Raw genomic sequence first — 19,903 nt, forward strand, 5'->3', positions numbered from 1 at the left:
TTAATTACGTCCAGTTTTATAAAGGATGCACGCTTTTATAAACCCAACAAATAATGGGTGCGGCAACTCTACTCTGCTTTTTAATTCGGGATGAAATTGAACACCAACAAACCATGGGTGTTCTTTTAGCTCAATTATTTCAGTCAATTGATTGTCTGGATTAATTCCTGTAGCGATCATGCCATTTTTTTGCAAAATATCCAGGTATTTATTGTTAAATTCATACCGATGCCTGTGGCGCTCTGAAATAAAATCCGATTTATAGCATTTCCGGGCTAATGATTTCTCTTTTAGCATGCAAGGATATGCTCCTAATCGCATGGTTCCACCTTTCGTTTTAATTTTTCGTTGATCTTCCATCAAATCAATTACTGGATTTTTTGTACCCGGGTTTACTTCAGTAGAAGATGCATCCTTTATTTTTAATACATTTCTACAAAACTCAACTACAGCGCACTGCATACCAAGACAGATGCCAAAAAATGGCAATTTTTTAGTGCGTGCAAATTCAATAGCGCGTATCTTTCCATCAATGCCCCGTTCACCAAAGCCAGGAGCAACCAAAATCCCATCCAGATCTTTCAATAATTTACGGATATCTGTTTCTTCTTCAATATCTTCAGCATGAATTGGAACAACTTCCACATCGCATTCATTTGCTGCACCCGCATGAACAAATGCTTCATGGATAGATTTATATGCATCCGGCAATTCATTGTATTTACCAATTAAACCTATTCGGACAGATTCACTTGGATTTTTAAGGTGGCCTAAAAACTTCTTCCAGTTCTTTAAGTCAGGTTCCATTTTAGTATGAATCCCCAATTTTTCAAGTACCCGAACGTCCAAACGCTCTTTAAGCATTAATAGAGGCACATCGTAAATTGTATCTGCATCCAATGCTTCTATAACATTTTCTGCTTTTAAGTTACAAAACAAGGCCAATTTGGCTTTAATTTCATCTGTAACAGGCCTTTCCGTGCGACAAACAAGAATGTCTGGCTGAATACCGGCTTCCAATAATTCCTTTACTGAATGCTGTGTGGGTTTGGTTTTGAGCTCCTTTGCGGCCGACAAATAAGGCAATAAGGTTAAGTGTATGGTTACCACGTTTTCTGGCCCAATGTCCATCCTAAATTGACGTAAAGCTTCCAGGTAAGGCAAAGATTCAATATCACCAACTGTCCCACCTAATTCTGTGATAATCATATCAAAACCTAAATCCCCAAGCAATGAAATTCGTCGCTTGATTTCATCAGTAATGTGTGGAATTACCTGGACTGTTTTACCTAAATAATCACCGGCCCGTTCTTTATTAATAACTGTTTGGTATATTTTTCCGGTAGTAATATTATTAGCCTGAGAAGTGGGCTTATTCAAAAATCGTTCGTAATGCCCAAGGTCTAAATCTGTTTCCGCGCCATCATCCGTTACATAGCACTCACCATGCTCATAAGGATTCAAGGTGCCGGGATCCACATTGATGTAAGGGTCAAATTTTTGAATGGTAGCATTAAATCCACGCGCCTGAAGCAATTTAGCCAATGAGGCAGAAATAATTCCCTTTCCTAAGGATGATGTTACACCTCCCGTAACAAAAATGTATTTTGCCATAAGATTGTATTTAGTTTACTTTGTTACGGGTCGTAAAATTAGGCTATTTTTTGAATTTATGGCAGAATACTTCTCTGATCTATTATACATATATCCAGTTAAATCAATTGCAGGAATTCCGGTTAAAGCTTTAAAACTAAATGATCGAGGTCTTGAATTTGATAGATTTTGGATGTTGGTGAATGAAAACTATCAAATGCTAAGCCAAAGAGATTTTCCAAAACTTAATTTGTTAAAGATATTTGAAGAAGAAAATTCCTTTAAAATCCTGGACCCCTCTATACCCGAAAGTTATGTTAAAATTTCAAAAAAAATAAATACAATCAAACAGGTTGAAGCCTCAATATGGAATCAAAACGTGCAGGCAGCTCTGGTGGATTTTGAAGCTTCTGACTGGTTTTCGGAGTTTTTAAATTTTAAAGTATTTCTAATAGCCAATGCCCGTAGATTAAAATTCAAACAATTAAATGAAAAAAATCACGAGCTCCAGCTAAACTTTCAGGATGGTTATCCTGTACATTTAATCAATTTAAAATCGGTTTCAGATCTAAGTCAGAGGTGTAATTTATATATTGAACCCGAACGGTTCAGAGCTAATATTTACATAGATTTGCCTGAGCCTTATTATGAGGATCAATTGAAATACATACGAATTAATGGCATTGAATTTGAATTTTTAAAACCATGTGAACGGTGCATCATGATCAACTTAAAATCAAAAAGTGCTTCATTTACACCAGAACCTTTAAAAACCCTTTCAACCTACCGCATGTATTCAAATAAAATTCATTTTGGAAGTTATATTAAACCAATCTAATTGCTCAATTCTTAACGAGTTTCGAATAAAACAATTTCCCTTTTGAATTTATACATTTAAGTACATAACTACCGGAACTCAAGCCATTAGCTTGCAATTCATTCCATTCAGGACGCAAGCTACCCTCATCTACAACGACGCCCACAGTATTTACAAGCATATAATGTAATTCCCCATAAGTTGGGTCAACATAAACTTTAAATGACTTTTGAAATGGATTAGGCGCAACAAATAATGTTGCGATTGGCTCATCTTTCGCTTTTACTGCTTCTTTGAAAATTTTTATGTTATCAAGTATAACAAGGTCAGAGCTCGTATCAATCTGTGAACTTAAACTGTCAATAACTCCATTTAATGTAATGCATGTTACTTCAATAGTAATTGCCTCTCCATTTATTGGGATATCCTGCTCATAGTATTGATTTAAAGCTTCTCTCGAAGCCGATTGAATATAATTTGGCATACCAATCAATCCACCTGTTTCATTTCTAAATTGTACTCTGATACCTGCCGCAAAACTCTTGCTGTTTAAAATAGAATCATACGAAAAAGATCCTAATTTTTGAATATAATCAAATGATAATTTTGCTTTGCTTAAATCCTTCGTGTCAACACACAAATAAAGTGTACTCGTATATTTTGGATTACTAGAAATAAAATCTGCTAAATTCGAACCATTTGTAGGAATAAATTTATTAGCATTAAAGATCTTGCCCCCGGTAAAAACGATTGATTCTGAATTAATAAAATCAGATTGAATTTTAACATTTTGAAATGAATCAATCTTTAATCCTAATAAAGTGGAATCAAATTGATTGCCGGAAAATGATTCTAAATAACCGAATCCCACATTATTGATGTAAACTGCATTAAAATATGCTGCATTATTGGTATCCACAGTATCTTTTGCATAATCCAATTCACCTAATATTTTTTTATACCCGCTAAATACCCGGTCCAAATTAAAAAACGGAGATTGATATTGATTACCGGGAAAAATAGTAGTTGTTGTATTAAATGTCCTGGTAATTACCTGATTGTCATACTTTAAATTTAACTGCAATTCTGTGCCTTTTGGAACAGGTGAACAACCTGTGTAATTTGAAGTAACCCGTGCCCGCAAAAATCCATTCTCACACGAAGACCCATTTATTTGTATTTGTACAGATCTAAAATCATGATCACTATTTGCATTTTTTGTGATTGCCATCGTAATTCGATTATTTGAAGTATCTGCATCATTTGCAATAGATGCTTCCACAGTGATACTTATATTTCGGTCTATTCTTGCAGGATTGATAAACGCATACACAAACGAACCACCTGGCAAGATATCCTCTGTAGTGGTATAATTTTCAATAATCTTATTTTTTTGTGGAACGCTGATAGTAAACACCATATCGGTCCCTTTCGGAATACTGTTGTTGCAACTTAAATTTACAATTCTGATTTCTACCGGAAAAAGTCCTTCTTTACAGGCAATTTGAGGTATTTTATTATTTACAAGCTGCAAGTCGTTTTCATTAAGGCCCTTTCCAACTCCAACAGCTTTCCAGGCTTCAGCAATGTTTAAGTATTCTTTAGAGCATTTGCCATAATTCTTTTCTGCTATTAAAAGAGTTGCTTCACGAACATCAAAATAATAACTTGTAGATGTAAGATAATTATCCATTGCATCATACAAAATATTAAGAGTAGGAATCATTCCAAGTTTTTCTACAACATAGGTTTGACCAGCCTCATTTGTGCCTGATTCTCCAACGGATAAAATATAAAACCAATAATTAATTACACCGCTGTTTGTATGTACACCTCCATTATCTGAAGAATTATTGATCCAATATTTGCCTTTATATAATTTTGGATTTCGATAATGATTGGGATCTGCCATGTTTCTAAAAGCAGTATCTTTTTTTACAAATGGTTTACTTCCCAATAACCAATTAAATCCGGCTGGATCGTATTCTTGTTCAATAGTTTTTCCAAAAATATCGCTTAAGCCCTCATTAATTGCACCGGATTCGTATAAGTATTCCAATCCGCATGTAAATTGAGTTACACCATGGGTTAATTCATGTCCAACAATATCAATTGAGGTTATTGGCCCCGTGTTTATGGAATCACCTATTCCAAACAAAGTACCGGTGCTATTCCAGTATGCATTCACTAAATAGACACTATCCCGAAGCTTGTTTATTAATTTAAGATTTTTACCATCTATTCCATCCCTATCAAAATACTTTTTGTAAAAGTCGATAGTCTTTTGGGATCCGAATTGAATGTCCAGGGCGCCTCTTCGTTGCGCAAAAGATCCTTTTTCCCAATAATTATCCTGGTCTTTATAAGTTCTACCAGATTCTGATATAGTTTGAATCCCATTTCCTCTTGAATTGTCTGTAAGTTGAAATTCAGAATCAATTAATTCTAAATCCATTTCCTGATCCCCATGATACAATGTTTGTGCAATTCCCTTTCCTCCAACGCAACTTTGGATTAAATCATAGCTCAATATCATTTCACCGGAAACTGCGTCTATATAAAATCTTCTATTTACAAATAAATCATGGTTATCATAATCCAATTTAAAAGCTAGTTTAAATTCTCCGGACCTATTTGGATACTGTGCATCCATAATTAATAATTCTGCATTTGTAAAATGTTGCACAGGATTGGGATCCTGAGTAAAAAATTGCGGATATTTTTGCAAACAAATCAAAGGCAATTCTGAAACTTCAATGTCTGGAATTGTATTTAAATCTCTTATATCTTCTCTGCGACCATTTAAACTCTCAACCTGTCCATTATATTCATGTACTAAAAAGCTTGCACCAAGAACTTTTACGCCATTATAATATTGCTGAAACTTAGTATGAATCCACTGATCTTTAGCAATTTTACTTGACAACACCTGAAATGAATTGCTTTCTGACAAATTTAAGTAACTATTGAAATTACTTGTAAGCTGATCTATATTTAACTTGCTTTCAGAAATTGCTGGAATATACCAATTTTGATTTGCTCCATGCCTTGGCAATTCAATTGCACCAACTGACTTTACTTGAGAATAAATATTAATACAGAACAGAAAAGCAGCAATTGCTGCAATTACTTTATACATAGAGTTTAGATTAGATTTTAATAAAGCGAATTATATCGAAAAATGAATTTCCAAGTAGCTTAATATAAATTACTCCAGATGGAAAATCCTTAATGTTTAAATCAAAATTCTGAGAAGAATTCAGACTGCCTTTTCCCAATAAATTACCATTTGAATCAAAAAGTAAATAATTAATATCCTTGGGAAGCTGCCTTTTAAAATAAATGGTCACCCGATCATTGGCAGGATTTGGAACTAAAAGAAGTCCATTAAAATTATCTACACCATTGGTTGAAACTGGCAGGCAATCAATTTCTCCAGATTTTGTAATACTGCATCCAAATGAATCCACCATTTGAACTGAATATGAATCCAGATGTCGCAAAGTGTCTCCATCCCGATTTCCTAGGATTTTTATACCCCCTGCATAGCTTGTAGAGTTCACATGCAATATTGCATGACCACTTCGATTTCCATTGGAATCAACTACACACTCATAGTTAACAAGTAAGTTAGGTCTCGCATAGGCACATGAATCAAAATTGCATTTGATTTCACCTTCTACTTTGACACTACATCCAGCTTCATCTTCCGCTTGTACTGAATATTTTTCTCCCTGGCTCAATTGGTCACCTGTACGATTGCCAGTCAAACTTAAAGTACCTAAATTACCAGAGGCAGAAATGGTTAATATCGCTTTTAATAAGGTGTCAACACAGGTATAATCAGCTGTAATACTTAATTTAGACTGCGAACAATCAAAAGGCGGACAATTAATTCGTCCTTCTTCAATTACATAACAACTATCACTATCAATTATAATAATTTGGTAGGTATCTCCATGGCTCAGTTTACTGCCATTTGGAGTCCCATATAAGTAATATGCACCGGAGCCACCTTTTCCATTTATGTGCAAAATTACTTCGCCAGTTTGTCTGCCTATTTGGTCTACTAAACATTCGGAAACGATTTCCAGATCGAGGGTTGAATTTTTACAGCGCGCGGGAGCTTGACAATCAACAGAAGTTTTAACAAAATCCCGACATCCGGATTCATCTTCAACAAACGCTTCTATCTGGGTTCCCGGATACAAAATTTCATTTGCTCCAGGACCCGTATAGGTATGATTGCCTTTCCCTCCACTAACAGTATAACTTACTTGGCCTAACACACCATGCAAACAATCAATTTGCAAATTTAAATCAATAGGTATAAAAGGAGTGGCTTTGCTGAGTTCATCAATTCGCACACAAATGTCACCTTCAATAGCTTTCAAAGGATTGACTGCTGCCAAAATTTGCAAATAATACGTTTTTCCAGCTTCCAAACCATTGATAACAATCGGGCCTGCGCAGGGATCTGGTGTTTTGCCACAAGCGATCTCAGTTAAATTAGTACAATTTCCAGAATAAATTCCATAATGAAAAAGAAAACCTGCCTGGATATCCAAAGAAATACTTTTTTCTACAGGAGCAACGAAACTATACCAAACATCAGGAGCATTATAAACAACACAACTTGGCTTAATAGTACTTTTCAAACTATTGATTGTGGTACTAGTTTGACATGCTGTATTTAATAGTATGGCTTTTGAAGTTATACAATCTTCATTTGTGGGCTTATTTGTTGAATGATCCTTTACTTCCATGCACAAATGACCTTCAATACTTGAAAAATATCCTGAAACTTGAATAAAGTAATCCGTATTTATTGTCGGGCTTTCTAATAATAATTTACCACCTAAATCTTCACATTTAACCTCTACAAGTTGTGTACATGTACCTTTGAACACTGTTAAAACATCTGCAAAATCTGCATGTGAAATAATTTCTAAATCTTTAGTTGAACTTGTTCTAAAATAATACCAAACATCAGCTCTTGATTTATCATTTAAACTGGGAACAGGATTATCAAATCCAGCAGCGATATTTGTTTCAGAAATACAATTTGAATTTATTGTAATTAACTTTTTTGAATCACACAAATCATGAGGCGGATAAACAGGATCCTGTTTCTTAATTCCTACACATAGATCTCCAATGTCTTCTCTTCCATAATAACCAATTTGCTTAGCTACCCGAATAAAGTATGATTTTCCTGCTTCAACATCCAAATAATTGGTTTCACCCTCAAAACCATATTCATCTTTATTGAAACATTTAAGATCTTTTAGATTCATGCAGGAACCTTCAAAAACACTCACAGCATCGTTGTAGCTTGCCTTTGTTTCAATCTTTAATTTTCCAGAAAATGTGCTTTGATATTTATACCAAAGACCTTGGGTATAATTACCGGCACATTGTGCAGTTGGACCCGTTATAAATGCACCAGTACTATTGCCTCCTAAACAATTCTTATCTAATTCGATAGATACAGCTCTGGCACAATCATCATTATCAGGTCCGGCTAAACTTAAATTATCAATAATAACCAGAGAGTTAAAATCTATACCTGATGTCTGGTATTCAAAAATAAATTTTGCTTTTTTACTTGAATTTGTTGAATTAAAACTTACCGACTGATTCACGACAACCAAACCATTTTGAATTATATCTTTTGTATATGTCTGTACAACTTGTTGATTTCCATCAATTACTGCATAAACAGTTAATTTATTATTTGTATTTGTATTGACAAACCTCAATCCAAAGTTTAAAACATATTGATCATATGCATATAAATCAAACTCTTTTGTTGTAATTGAAAATTTTTTATCACCTCCATTAGTTGATGATGTTTGGTTGTAAACAATACTGCAGGTGGCATCCGAAGAAGGAAATAAATTGCTTTTAACAATAGAAAAACCACTCGTACCTTTTTCAATTAATAGGTTCCAATTAGTTGGAAGACTGCATGCGCTAAATTGCTCATAAGCAATTTGATTTTGAGCACTGATAAATTGTATACTTACAAATACGAAAAATATAATTTTTTTCATAGCCTTCCTATTTTAAAAAATATTAAATCTTCTTGACAAAGTCTTACCAGCACTATCGAGTTGATAAATATACTCGCCTGGCGGAATTTTATATTTTACTGGGTCAAATGGAATTGCATAAGATCCTTTGGTTGTAAACCCTTCATGCAATACAGCAAGTGTTTTTCCATTTATTGATTTGATCTGCAATTTAACTTCATTGGATTGCAATTGCGAAAATTTTACTTCAATGATTTTACTATTTAATTCATTTGGATTGTGTCCTAAAAGCAAGGTATTGAAATTAGAGCCGTAGCTTTTTCCATTGCAAGGATTATCAAACAGATTTAAACGAGGATACGATTTTCCTAAAGTGTAATTGACCAGTTCGGTGTCAAGGCATAAATGTTGTTCCATCACACTGGAATACATGGATCTAAAATCAATGCAACTTTGATTTTCGAAATAAACCCTTGTGTCTCCTGCTTTTAGTGTTGCATCATTTAAATTCATTGGATTGCCTGTAAATCCGCCCTTTACGGCATCTCCAAACAACATCATCGGAGACATGTTACCATGATCGGTACCGGCAGAACCATTTTCGCGAATTGTTCTTCCAAATTCAGAAAAACTCATCAAACACACATTCTTATCAAAATTGTCTGCTTGCAAATCTGCAAAAAAAGCAGATACTGAATCAGCTATATGTCCAAGTAATTTTGCATGGTAGGTTTTTTGATCAGCATGCGTATCAAAACCATCCATATAAACCATAAAAATTCGAGTACCTAATTTTCCTTTAATAAGTCTGGATACAATTTTTAATTGTTCAGCCAGTCTGGATGTAGTATTTGCAGGATAGCTAACTTTATTTAATGTTGAATTGTATGCTTGGGTAACAGATTGAGAATAGCGCAATGAGTTATTGGTCAATTGTCTTAAAAACTCAATTTCCTGACCTTGGGGACAATCACTTAATCCATCAGTAGGATATAATTTTCCATATTGGGCCAATCTGTAGAATTCATTCGGATCGTTAAAGACCAATTCATATTGTTGATTATTAGCAGACTTAAATACTAAGTCAGCACTATAGCCTATTCTCAAAGCAGGAGGAACCGTGGGAGGGGTTTCACTAAACGAAGGAAAATCCTGCTCCAGAAATCGACCCATATACCCTGAATTGTATCGTTTATCATAAACGTTATCAGCAGCACTGGACCAATTATCAATCGATGAAAAATGCGAATAATCCTGATTTGGATAACCCACATTATGAATAATATTCATTTTTCCCGATTGCCACATCGGCATTAAGGACTGCATCGTTGATGGCAACGCAAAATCTGAACCTCCAAATCCAGATAAAACCGTATTGTCGTTATAATCTGTACCAAATTTATGGCTCAAACCAGGTCTTAAATTAATATATTCAGCTTTCCCTGCATTGTCTGAATGAGGAAATACCATATTCAGTCCATCATTTCCTCCAAACAATTTGAGTAAAACAAGTATTGAATCGCCGCCAGCTGCAAGTGGTGTTGCAAAAGCATTTGATAAAATAGGATTTACTGGAATCCCACTCAATAACATGGTACCTAATCCTGCAATCCCTCCGGTCATTAAAAATTGCCTCCGATTCCAGGTTAAGTGATCTTCATTGTGTTTTTCTCCAAGATCTGAGCGAAACAGGTTTTTGTCAAAATTTTGATCGTTGCACATATAATAGATTTTGGAGTTTACAATAATTGATATTCAGGTAATGTTACCAGATAGTTCATCAGGTTAATCAATTGATTAGGAACTGTAACATAATCAAGACTCCATGTTCCATCCAGATAATAATTAGAAGGTACAGAAGCTTTAAAAATTCCAATGGCTGTTTGAATGTATTGTTCATCCAAATCAACTGTCATAAAATAATTAATTACATTTCTAACAATTAAATCCGGATCCTTGGAATTATTACTAATATCCTTTAAAAAATTTCGATATTTAGTTTTCGTTGAATCATATTGCAAATAATAACTCATTTGATCCCGGTTATATTTCCATCGGTTAACCAGTGTAAATTCATTCAACCAGGATCTATAACCCGGCCACCCTGCAACGTTTATCGGATTAAATAAAGTTTGACCGAGATTATTGTTTGCATTATAAAGAAAACTTAAAGTATCTCTATTCAAAGTATTAGGAAAATTAACAGGGTCTGTGACTTCAGCCTGAAACGAATTATTTATCCATTTGTATTTAAAATAATCCTTTCCAGGTTCTAGATCCAAACTTCTGCAATAATGAATTTGATTGTCTATATGACTCTTTATTATCAGTCCCATTGCTTCATCCTCATAAAAATGTTCGCTTTTAAATAAGGTCTTTAAAACGGAAGCTATGTTAAAATTGCTATTAATAAAAACAGTTGCTAATCCATCAACAATATCCTGAGGAGGATCATTGTATAGATAATATTTATATAATTTCTTACAAATGAATTTTGCAACTTCGTTTTTCTTGGCTTTAAATATTACCTCATCGTGTAATTTATCATACTCATTTTTTGCTTTTGTCAACGCTTCTGCGTCAGTAGACGGCACCACCCCACCATTGTTCCCAACCTGTTGACCAAAAATCACTTTCCCTTTCCAATCGTGATTATATCTGTAAAAAACAAATTCATTCTCTTTGAGTGGACCAATATAGTACTGTCCACTCCCTGCAGGCGATTCATAATATCTAATATTCCAACCTGTTAATGCACGTGCTACTTCTGCTACATCTTTTTGCGTATAATTTCCAACACCCATTGTGAATAATTCCAATAACTCCCGGGCATAATTTTCATTTGGTCGGCCGTTTACATTAGCATTTCCATTTAAATACAAGATCATTGCCGGAGTTAATCCGATGGCTTTTACAAATTCCCGAAAATCACCTAAAGCATACTTATGAAGTAAATAATAATATTGAAAAACCCAGGTAGGTCTATTTCCGGTGACATCTGCTGTGGCGACAAAATGGTTTGACCAAAAAAGCACCAATTTGTGTCTCACCCCTTCTGTAATCATCCCATTAAACCACATATGGACCAACTCGAGGTATTTGTAATATGCATTTGGATCCTCAGCTATGGATTGCTCTTTCCAGGCATAGGTATAGTCATAGGTTTTAACACCCACTTTCTTTTCTCCCGGAAGAGGATGTGCAATGGCTGTGCTGATGAGATAATCAACCAGAACAGAGGGTTTATTGGCTTTTGCAGCTTGGATCAGGTATAAAGGAGCGCCATTACTGATTTTATTGTACAAATGATGAATGCGCTTTTCATTCCAAGGTTTGGACGGGCTGGGTACATATTCCTGCAGACCTCCCGTAAAGCATTTATTATCGGGCATAATTTGAAATTTAACCGTTGTAAAATTACATGTTTACACGTTTAATCCAAATTTAAAGCTCGATTTTAATTAGATGACAAAATAATTTTCATTAATACCAGCCGGTAATAACCCTGAATTCATTTCGATCTGGATTAGTGAAATAATAAAAAAGCCTGAACTTTTTGAGTTCAGGCTTTTAACTACAATTTTAGTCTAATTAATTTTTATTGACTTCCTCAAATTCTACGTCCGTAACTTTTTCATCTGCTTTCTGAGAATTTGATGAGCCAGACTCTGAAGCATTAGCTTGTTGAGCATTCTGACTGGCCTGGTAAATATCCTGACTTGCTGCTTGCCATGCCGTGTTAAGCAATTCAAGTTGCTTGGTAATCTGCTCTAAATCTTGTGCTTTATGCGCATTTTTAAGATTTTCTAAGGCAGATTCAATGGCTTGCTTTTTATCAGATGGGAGTTTATCTCCATATTCTTTTAATTGCTTTTCAGTTTGAAAGATGACCCCATCAGCCTCATTGATTTTATCAACTCGTTCCCGGGTAAGCCGATCTGCATCTGCATTCACAGCAGCTTCATTTTTCATTTTTTCGATTTCCTCTTTTGATAAACCGGTCGATGCTTCAATTCGAATGTTTTGCTTTTTACCAGTTCCTTTATCTTGAGCACTGACACTTAATATTCCATTTGCGTCTATATCAAAGGAAACTTCAACTTGTGGTATTCCTCTGGGCGCTGGTGGAATTCCATCTAAAATAAAACGTCCTACCGAACGGTTATCTTTTGCCATAGGCCGTTCTCCCTGTAGGATATGAATTTCAACGGAAGGTTGATTATCTGCTGCGGTTGAATAAACTTTGGATTTTTTTGTTGGAATCGTTGAATTGGCTTCAATTACAACATCGTAAACTCCACCTAAAGTTTCAATTCCAAATGATAAAGGTGTTACATCCAACAACAGCACATCTTTTACTTCTCCTGTTAATACACCTCCCTGAATGGAAGCTCCAATAGCAACTACCTCATCCGGATTTACCCCTTTGTTTGGCTTTTTTCCAAAAAACTCTTCTACAACTTGTTGAATTCTTGGGATTCTTGTTGATCCTCCAACTAAAATGATTTCATCAATATCCTGATTGGTCATTCCCGCATCTTTAAGTGCATCTGCACAGGGTTTTAAGGTGCGTTGCACCAAATTATCAGCTAATTGCTCAAATTTTGACCGACTCAGCTTTAAAACCAAATGCTTAGGCACACCATCCATAGCAGTGATGTACGGCAAGTTAATTTCAGTTTCAGACGAACTGGATAATTCAATTTTAGCCTTTTCAGATGCTTCTTTCAAGCGTTGCAAAGCCATAGGATCTTTTCTAAGATCAATATTTTCCTGGCTTTTAAATTGATCAGCTAAATAATCAATGATTACCTGATCAAAATCATCACCGCCTAAGTGCGTATCTCCATTGGTTGATTTAACCTCAAAAACTCCATCACCCAATTCCAGAATGGAAATATCAAATGTCCCACCCCCTAAGTCATAAACCGCGATGGTCATGTCTTTGGTTTTCTTATCTAATCCATATGCCAAAGCTGCTGCTGTTGGCTCATTGATGATCCTTTTTACAGTCAAACCTGCAATTTCTCCTGCTTCCTTGGTTGCTTGTCTTTGCGAATCATTAAAATAAGCAGGAACTGTAATGACAGCTTCTGTAACTTCATGTCCCAGAAAATCCTCAGCAGTTTTCTTCATCTTTTGAAGAATCATGGCTGAAATTTCCTGAGGTGAATAAAGCCTTCCATCAATGTCTACTCGACAAGTGTTGTTATCACCTTTTTGAACTTTATACGGCATTCTGCCAGTTTCAAGGTTCATTTCATCATATCGACCACCCATGAATCGTTTAATAGACGATATGGTTTTCTTAGGGTTTGTTATGGCTTGCCTTTTCGCTGGATCTCCGACTTTACGTTCTCCGTTATCTAAAAAAGCAACTACGGACGGGGTTGTTCTACGGCCTTCGTCATTGGCAATGACTACAGGTTCATTCCCCTCCATAACGGCAACGCACGAATTTGTGGTTCCTAAATCTATACCTATTATTTTTCCCATTATGCTGTTTTTAAGAATTGTAGTCAATCCTTATGCCATCCTGAAATATAGGTAAAATTGGCAGAAATCAAATGGATTTACTCCTATTTTGACATAATAAAGCTTAGTAATATGTCAAAGAGTCAGAAAAATTTATTTGAAGTTTAAATCTTTAGTCAGTGCATTTGATTGCAGGGAATCCAGAGTCGGGGGCTCTAATGTGATTGATTTTTTAATGGAAACAGTCGAACTAAAAACACCAAACCCTTCAGACAGATTTGTATATCTTGGGATTTCCTGAGAAGCAGTAATGCCTGTATTTGCATTCAAAATACTCAAGTAGCCCTGAATTTCAGGCCCGCCTCCAGTTAAAATAAAATCGATCTTATTGATATATCGTTCTACATTGGTATTAACTACCAATTTATCATGTAAAAAATTGTAAAATTCACTACCATTAACTTTTGCTGAGGAAATATTATCTATTCGATCAATTTTACCTGGTTGACTTTTCGCAAACGGGATTTCAATAATTTTTGATATCGATTTTTGAGACACTACATCAAATTCATCAATATAAACAAGGGCTTTCAAATCAAATACAGTCGTATTGCTTTTATTCTTCCATTTAAAATCATACGAACTTCTATAGGCAAAAAACAACTGCCGGGTACCATCATCGGGAAATACAAAACTAAGATCACTCACTAAAATGATTTTTGAACTTACCAATGCACTGCCATCTCCACGATCGATCTGTAACTTCAGCTCCTCGCCTCCTTTAAGATTTAATGAGTTGGTACGAATTTTATACATATAATTTGGTAAAGTCGCAAATGGTCCGGCTTCCCGGGGATATCCTTCTAACGCGGCATCCACCCGAATTAAGGTATGACTGGTATTTGTTGCTGTCTGAATAAGGTTTACGGTAGCGTTTTGGTAGTACAATGAATCTGCAATTTTAGAAATTTGACTCGCTGGGATGTTTTCATCAACAAAAGCCTTTTCCAATCGGATGTATTGGGCTGTATCCGTACGCTTAATTAATCCATATACCACTGGAATGTCTTTATAGGGTTCCGTTAATTGAAAATCTTCTGAACATTGAACTGCTAAAAAACTCAGTATACCAAAAAACAAAAATTGATACCATTTCATACAACGAAGGTAAAGAAAAGACTTGTGGTAGTACTCAGACAATAGTTAAATTTTTAGGCTCTTTTGAACTGTGGATTTCTCATTTTAAGCCTGAACAGCCCTAATTCAGAGGATCATTTAACCCACAATCCTGAATGGAGTAAATTTATTTACTATTAAGAATCGAAGAGTTGCCTAACTAAATAATAGCTTATTATTTGGAAAAGCCAATTTCCTCTAACTTTACACCATGTCAATTCATAAAGAGCAAAAGCGAATTACGACCAATACCATCCTGGAAATGAAGCAAAATGGTGAGAAAATCGCCATGTTGACCGCATATGATTATTCCATGGCAAAAATGTTGGATGAAGCAGGTGTCGATGTTTTATTGGTTGGAGATTCTGCATCGAATGTTATGGCAGGTCACGAAACCACCTTGCCGATTACCCTTGACCAAATGATCTATCATGCACAGTCCGTAGTACGTGCAGCAAAACGATCACTAGTAGTAGTAGATCTTCCTTTTGGGTCCTATCAAGGAAACACCAAAAGGGCACTCGATTCTTCGATTCGAATCATGAAAGAAAGTGGAGCCCACGCGGTTAAATTAGAAGGAGGTTCAGAAGTTACGGATTCTATCCGTCGAATTCTTACTGCTGGAATACCTGTTATGGGGCATTTAGGACTCACTCCTCAGTCCATCTATAAGTTTGGCACTTATGCCGTTCGGGCTAAAGAAGAAGCCGAAGCAATAAAATTGCGTTCTGATGCAATTTTATTGGAAAAGGCAGGCTGTTTTAGCCTGGTTTTAGAAAAAATTCCAGCCATTCTGGCAGAAGAAGTTAGCAAGAGCCTTCACATTCCAACAATTGGTATTGGAGCGGGCAAAGGAACCGACGGCCAGGTTCTTGTAAGTCATGATATGCTCGGTATTAATCATGAATTTAATCCACGGTTTTTGCGTAGGTATGCTAATTTGCATGAAATCATTCAGGAAGCAGTTCAACATTATACCCGTGATGTAAAAGAAAATAAATTCCCATCTGATACCGAACAATATTGATGCGAATTTCTAAATCCCTCTTCCTTAAAGTAAGTGTTGCGCTACTCCTAGTGGCCGTATTTTGCCTGGCAATTTATTTGAACGCTTTCAAGCCAAATGTTAAAAACAATAAAGACCAGGAGCTCTACATTGATACTGCCTATCCTGTTTCTAGCATTGGAATGATTCTGGACAGCATCGTTCAAGATACCTTTTTAATCACGAGGTTAGCGAAATGGATGCAACTTAAACAACTGAAACCAGGACATTATATAATCAAAGCTGGAAGCAATAATCTAAAACTGGTTAACAAATTGAGAAAGGGAGTTCAAGACCCTGTTACAGTAGTTTTAAATTCAATTAGAGATGTATATCAACTCTCCGGCAAATTAGGCAATTCATTATTGCCTGATTCCTTAGAATTCTTAACCATGTTGCAGGATTCTATTTTATTGAATAAAAACAATTATACAAAAGATAATATTTTAACTGCATTTATTGCAAATACGTATCAGTTGTATTGGACATCTACTCCGGAGCGAGTTTTGCAGCGCATGATTCAAGAGAATCAAACTTTTTGGAACAAAGAAAACAGAACCCAAAAATTAGTTGAAAGAGGTTTATCAAAAACGGATGCATACATCATTGCTTCAATTGTTGAAAAAGAAACAAACATTGATAATGAGAAATCTGATATTGCCGGCGTTTATATAAATAGACTTAAAACCGGAATGAAACTTCAAGCAGATCCCACAGTCGTTTTTGCTTTAGGTTTATTTGGAATTCAACGCGTTTTACTGGAGCACCTAAAAGCTGAATCACCCTATAACACCTATTTTGTAGAAGGTTTACCTCCGGGACCCATTTGCATGCCTTCGGTAACAAGTTTGGATGCCGTTATTAATGCCACACCCCATGATTATTTGTTTTTTTGCGCTCGTCCTGGCTATGATGGAAGTCATGCATTTGCAAAAACATTATCCGGGCACTATGAAAATGCAAAATTGTATCGAAATTGGCTTAATGCCCAACGAATTCGATAAAACGGACTATGGCTTTTAAAACTATTCCTTTACAGGCACTGAATCCCTTCTGGATAATTTAATTTGCCAGGGATTGTTTCCATATTTTGATGTCCCTATTAATATCATATGTGCCGGATCCACCTTCACCTTCCATTCTGAAGAAGTTCCAATAGTTGAACGAAGTTCTAGCAAACCTGTTTTTTCATCATAAATGTACTTACCAGATTCTGTGGTTTCAGCATATAGTCCTTTTTTATAATCTCCTTTGGTCAATAAATCCAACCATTGACCTTTATAAATATTTTCCTTTGGGGCTTCTTCCTTGATTGATAATGCATACGTATAATGCCAAATCATATTCACCAAATCTGGTGCATCTTTTTGCTTTTCTGCCAGTTGGATAAACTTTTCATCAATTTTACCCATAACCGGTGGGGGAATTTTCATCTCTTCAACTTTATTATTTGTTGGTGCCGGAGATGAACCCGCAATCGAGGCATTCTCCTTATTTTTGCATTGACTGAATAGCAGTATTAGTGTTAGTACTCGTAATATTTGCATTTTGTTGCTGTTTTATGATAGATAATCCACGCAAAGTTATTCAAAACCAGGAAATGTTTTCTAAAAACGACCTGCTTCTTGTAGCGGTAAGTGGAGGATTAGACAGCATGGTTCTGTGTGATGTTTTATACAAGCTTCAATATAATTTTTCAATTGCTCATTGTAATTATCAGTTGAGGATTCCTGATGCCAACGAAGATCAGGAAATGATTCGAATTTGGTCAAACGATCGAAAGATTCCATTTTATTGCAAGGAGTGTGTTTTACCAATCACTAGCAATATTCAAGATCAAGCCCGGAAAGCCCGGTATGCATTTTTTGATGAACTGATAAAAAAGCATCATTTTAAATATTTATTAACAGCACACCACGCAGATGATCAAGTTGAGTTGTTGTTTTTACAATTAAGCCGGGGAAGTGGAATTAATGGTCTCAAAGGCATGGTCCTGCAATCTGATAGACACATTAGGCCATTTTTAACGCTTTCAAAATCTGATCTAAGCAGCTATGCAACCAAACACAAAATATCATTTCGCGAAGACAGCAGTAATCAAACCAGTTATTACTTAAGAAATTTTTTCAGAAATGATGTATTGCCATTAATTGAATCCAGACTCCCGGCTTTTAAGCAAATGACCCTAAGAAGCATGGAGCATCTTCAGGAGTTAATCCCTTTACTTCATAATTTATACGAATCCTGGAAAAACCAACATGTTAAAATTACTGAATCCGAAATCAGTATTTCCACTACAGAGCCATCCTGTTTTTTAAGTTGGTTTCTTTCAGATCTGGATTTTCATCCAGAAACAATCCAACAAATTAAAATCAACCAAGACAAAAGTGGGAAACTATTCTATGGTCGATCAAATTACGAACTTGCGATTCATCCGGAAGGAATTAAATTAAGAAAAATACCTAATTCAGATTTTAAAAAAGCAGAACACCTTATTTATACCAGTTCAGGAATTTTGGAATTGGAGCACGGCATTTTAGAATGGACAATTTGTAAACCTGGATCAGAACGTTATTATTCAGATGCCAGCTTTAGTTATTTTGATAATGAGCAACTTAAATATCCGCTTAGGGTAAGAAAATGGGAAGCCGGGGATCGCATTCAGGTTTTTGGTATGCAAGGAAAACACAAAAAAATACAGGATGTATTCACAGATCTCAAACTTGGAATCTACGAGAAAGAGAAAATGTATCTTTTAACATCTGAAGAAAACATTTTGTGGATTTGTGGGCTTCAACGATCTGAGCTTGCAAAAATTGATTTGAACACCAGAGATATCGTCAGCTTTAAATTTACAAAAAAAATAGTTTAACGCAAATCATTTTTGTTTAGCTACTTTTTCTTGCCAAAAATATCTTTACCATCACTGTTTAGTACAGGTTTTTCTCTCGGTGGAGTTTGCAAAATTTCACCTTTTTGATAAGGGATGTAATTCCAATAATCACTTTTAAATTCGAGCGCTTCAAATGTCCCATCGGGTGCTCGTACAACATCCCCGGATTTTACATCTGTAAATGTTTCTACATGATCAAAATAGATTATTTGAGATGTTTCATCGTATTTAACCACTACATTGGCCGAAGGGGAATAGTTTATCACATGTCTATAATACCAGTCTTCATCTCCTTTTTCATTCAAATGTTTAAATTTTGGGGCCCCAATAATTAATTCATCGTTTTTAATTTCTAACATATCGATAATTCGATATTTAGAACCATCCTTTCCAAAACGATAGCCTAAAATGGTATAGGCATTATTAATTTTTAAAGGTATTACATGATAATAAAGTGCACCATACCAATTCTTAGAATTAAAAGCTTCGTAGTTAATACGAGAAATATTTCGATCGACATCTTTTAAAAAAATGGGTTTAGATTCTGGTCTAAACAATACCCCCGCATAATGAAAATCTTTTGGTTTGCGTTCCACCTGCCAACTAATGATGCATATTGATTTATCAGGTGATTCACACTTGACAAAATTGGGTAGAAAACTTAGTTTCGCGCTGTCTTCATAGTTAACAACCAATTCTTTAAGAAGTCTGTTAAAACCTTGCTCTGCTTCAATTCTGAATTCAGCTTGATTTAGAAAAAACATGGCATCCGCATAAAAACGAAAACTATCTTGTTTCGTTCTTAATGACTGACTGTCACAGTGGTAAGTATAAAATAAAACGGTGAGGCAGCTTATCCAAATCTTCAT

13 protein-coding genes are annotated in these 19,903 nt (G+C 35.3%); 4 read left to right on the top strand and 9 right to left on the bottom strand.

Annotation, left to right across the window (positions count from 1 at the left end; genetic code table 11):
- Positions 1 to 1,614 (bottom strand): CTP synthase, encoded by a 1,614-nt coding sequence (locus tag IPJ80_13420; GenBank protein ID MBK7914484.1) that lies wholly within the window; start codon positions 1,612 to 1,614, stop codon positions 1 to 3.
- Here IPJ80_13420 and IPJ80_13425 point away from each other — a divergent pair.
- Positions 1,601 to 2,431, top strand: coding sequence for an MOSC domain-containing protein (locus IPJ80_13425; protein ID MBK7914485.1), 831 nt, complete (start codon positions 1,601 to 1,603; stop codon positions 2,429 to 2,431). The genes IPJ80_13420 and IPJ80_13425 overlap by 14 nt on opposite strands.
- 4 nt (positions 2,432 to 2,435) lie before the next feature.
- On the opposite strand, the gene IPJ80_13430 is transcribed toward IPJ80_13425, so the two are convergent.
- The 6 genes from IPJ80_13430 to IPJ80_13455 form a co-directional block, all read right to left on the bottom strand.
- Positions 2,436 to 5,549, bottom strand: coding sequence for a M4 family metallopeptidase (locus IPJ80_13430; protein MBK7914486.1), 3,114 nt, complete (start codon positions 5,547 to 5,549; stop codon positions 2,436 to 2,438).
- Between the two features lie 10 nt (positions 5,550 to 5,559).
- Positions 5,560 to 8,466, bottom strand: a complete 2,907-nt coding sequence (locus tag IPJ80_13435; protein MBK7914487.1) for a T9SS type A sorting domain-containing protein — start codon at positions 8,464 to 8,466, stop codon at positions 5,560 to 5,562.
- 12 nt (positions 8,467 to 8,478) lie between these two features.
- Complete coding sequence (locus tag IPJ80_13440; protein MBK7914488.1) at positions 8,479 to 10,167, bottom strand: DUF1501 domain-containing protein; 1,689 nt, start codon at positions 10,165 to 10,167, stop codon at positions 8,479 to 8,481.
- 17 nt (positions 10,168 to 10,184) lie between these two features.
- Positions 10,185 to 11,837, bottom strand: a complete 1,653-nt coding sequence (locus IPJ80_13445; protein MBK7914489.1) for a DUF1800 domain-containing protein — start codon at positions 11,835 to 11,837, stop codon at positions 10,185 to 10,187.
- Positions 11,838 to 12,036: 199 nt separating this feature from the next.
- On the bottom strand, positions 12,037 to 13,941 hold the full coding sequence (dnaK, locus tag IPJ80_13450) for a molecular chaperone DnaK (GenBank protein MBK7914490.1): 1,905 nt from the start codon (positions 13,939 to 13,941) through the stop codon (positions 12,037 to 12,039).
- Between the two features lie 132 nt (positions 13,942 to 14,073).
- Positions 14,074 to 15,078 (bottom strand): hypothetical protein, encoded by a 1,005-nt coding sequence (locus IPJ80_13455; protein ID MBK7914491.1) that lies wholly within the window; start codon positions 15,076 to 15,078, stop codon positions 14,074 to 14,076.
- A 229-nt stretch (positions 15,079 to 15,307) separates the two neighbouring features.
- Here IPJ80_13455 and panB point away from each other — a divergent pair, with 229 nt between their 5' ends.
- The gene (gene panB, locus IPJ80_13460) at positions 15,308 to 16,123 is read left to right on the top strand and encodes a 3-methyl-2-oxobutanoate hydroxymethyltransferase (protein ID MBK7914492.1); all 816 of its coding nucleotides are present in this window, start codon (positions 15,308 to 15,310) and stop codon (positions 16,121 to 16,123) included.
- The gene (gene mltG, locus IPJ80_13465; protein ID MBK7914493.1) at positions 16,123 to 17,145 is read left to right on the top strand and encodes an endolytic transglycosylase MltG; all 1,023 of its coding nucleotides are present in this window, start codon (positions 16,123 to 16,125) and stop codon (positions 17,143 to 17,145) included. Before panB ends, mltG begins: the two co-directional genes overlap by 1 nt.
- A 21-nt stretch (positions 17,146 to 17,166) precedes the next feature.
- Here the strand turns inward: mltG and IPJ80_13470 are convergent, their stop codons facing one another.
- Positions 17,167 to 17,688 (bottom strand): hypothetical protein, encoded by a 522-nt coding sequence (locus tag IPJ80_13470; GenBank protein MBK7914494.1) that lies wholly within the window; start codon positions 17,686 to 17,688, stop codon positions 17,167 to 17,169.
- 53 nt (positions 17,689 to 17,741) lie between these two features.
- Between IPJ80_13470 and tilS the strand changes: the two genes are divergently transcribed.
- A complete protein-coding gene (gene tilS, locus IPJ80_13475; GenBank protein ID MBK7914495.1) occupies positions 17,742 to 19,013 on the top strand; it encodes a tRNA lysidine(34) synthetase TilS in 1,272 nt (423 codons plus the stop codon).
- Between the two features lie 20 nt (positions 19,014 to 19,033).
- Here tilS and IPJ80_13480 read toward each other — a convergent pair whose 3' ends face one another.
- The gene (locus tag IPJ80_13480; GenBank protein ID MBK7914496.1) at positions 19,034 to 19,903 is read right to left on the bottom strand and encodes a hypothetical protein; all 870 of its coding nucleotides are present in this window, start codon (positions 19,901 to 19,903) and stop codon (positions 19,034 to 19,036) included.

It is taken from the genome of Saprospiraceae bacterium (genome assembly GCA_016714025.1).
In the GTDB taxonomy this organism is placed as follows: Bacteria; Bacteroidota; Bacteroidia; order Chitinophagales; family Saprospiraceae; genus Vicinibacter.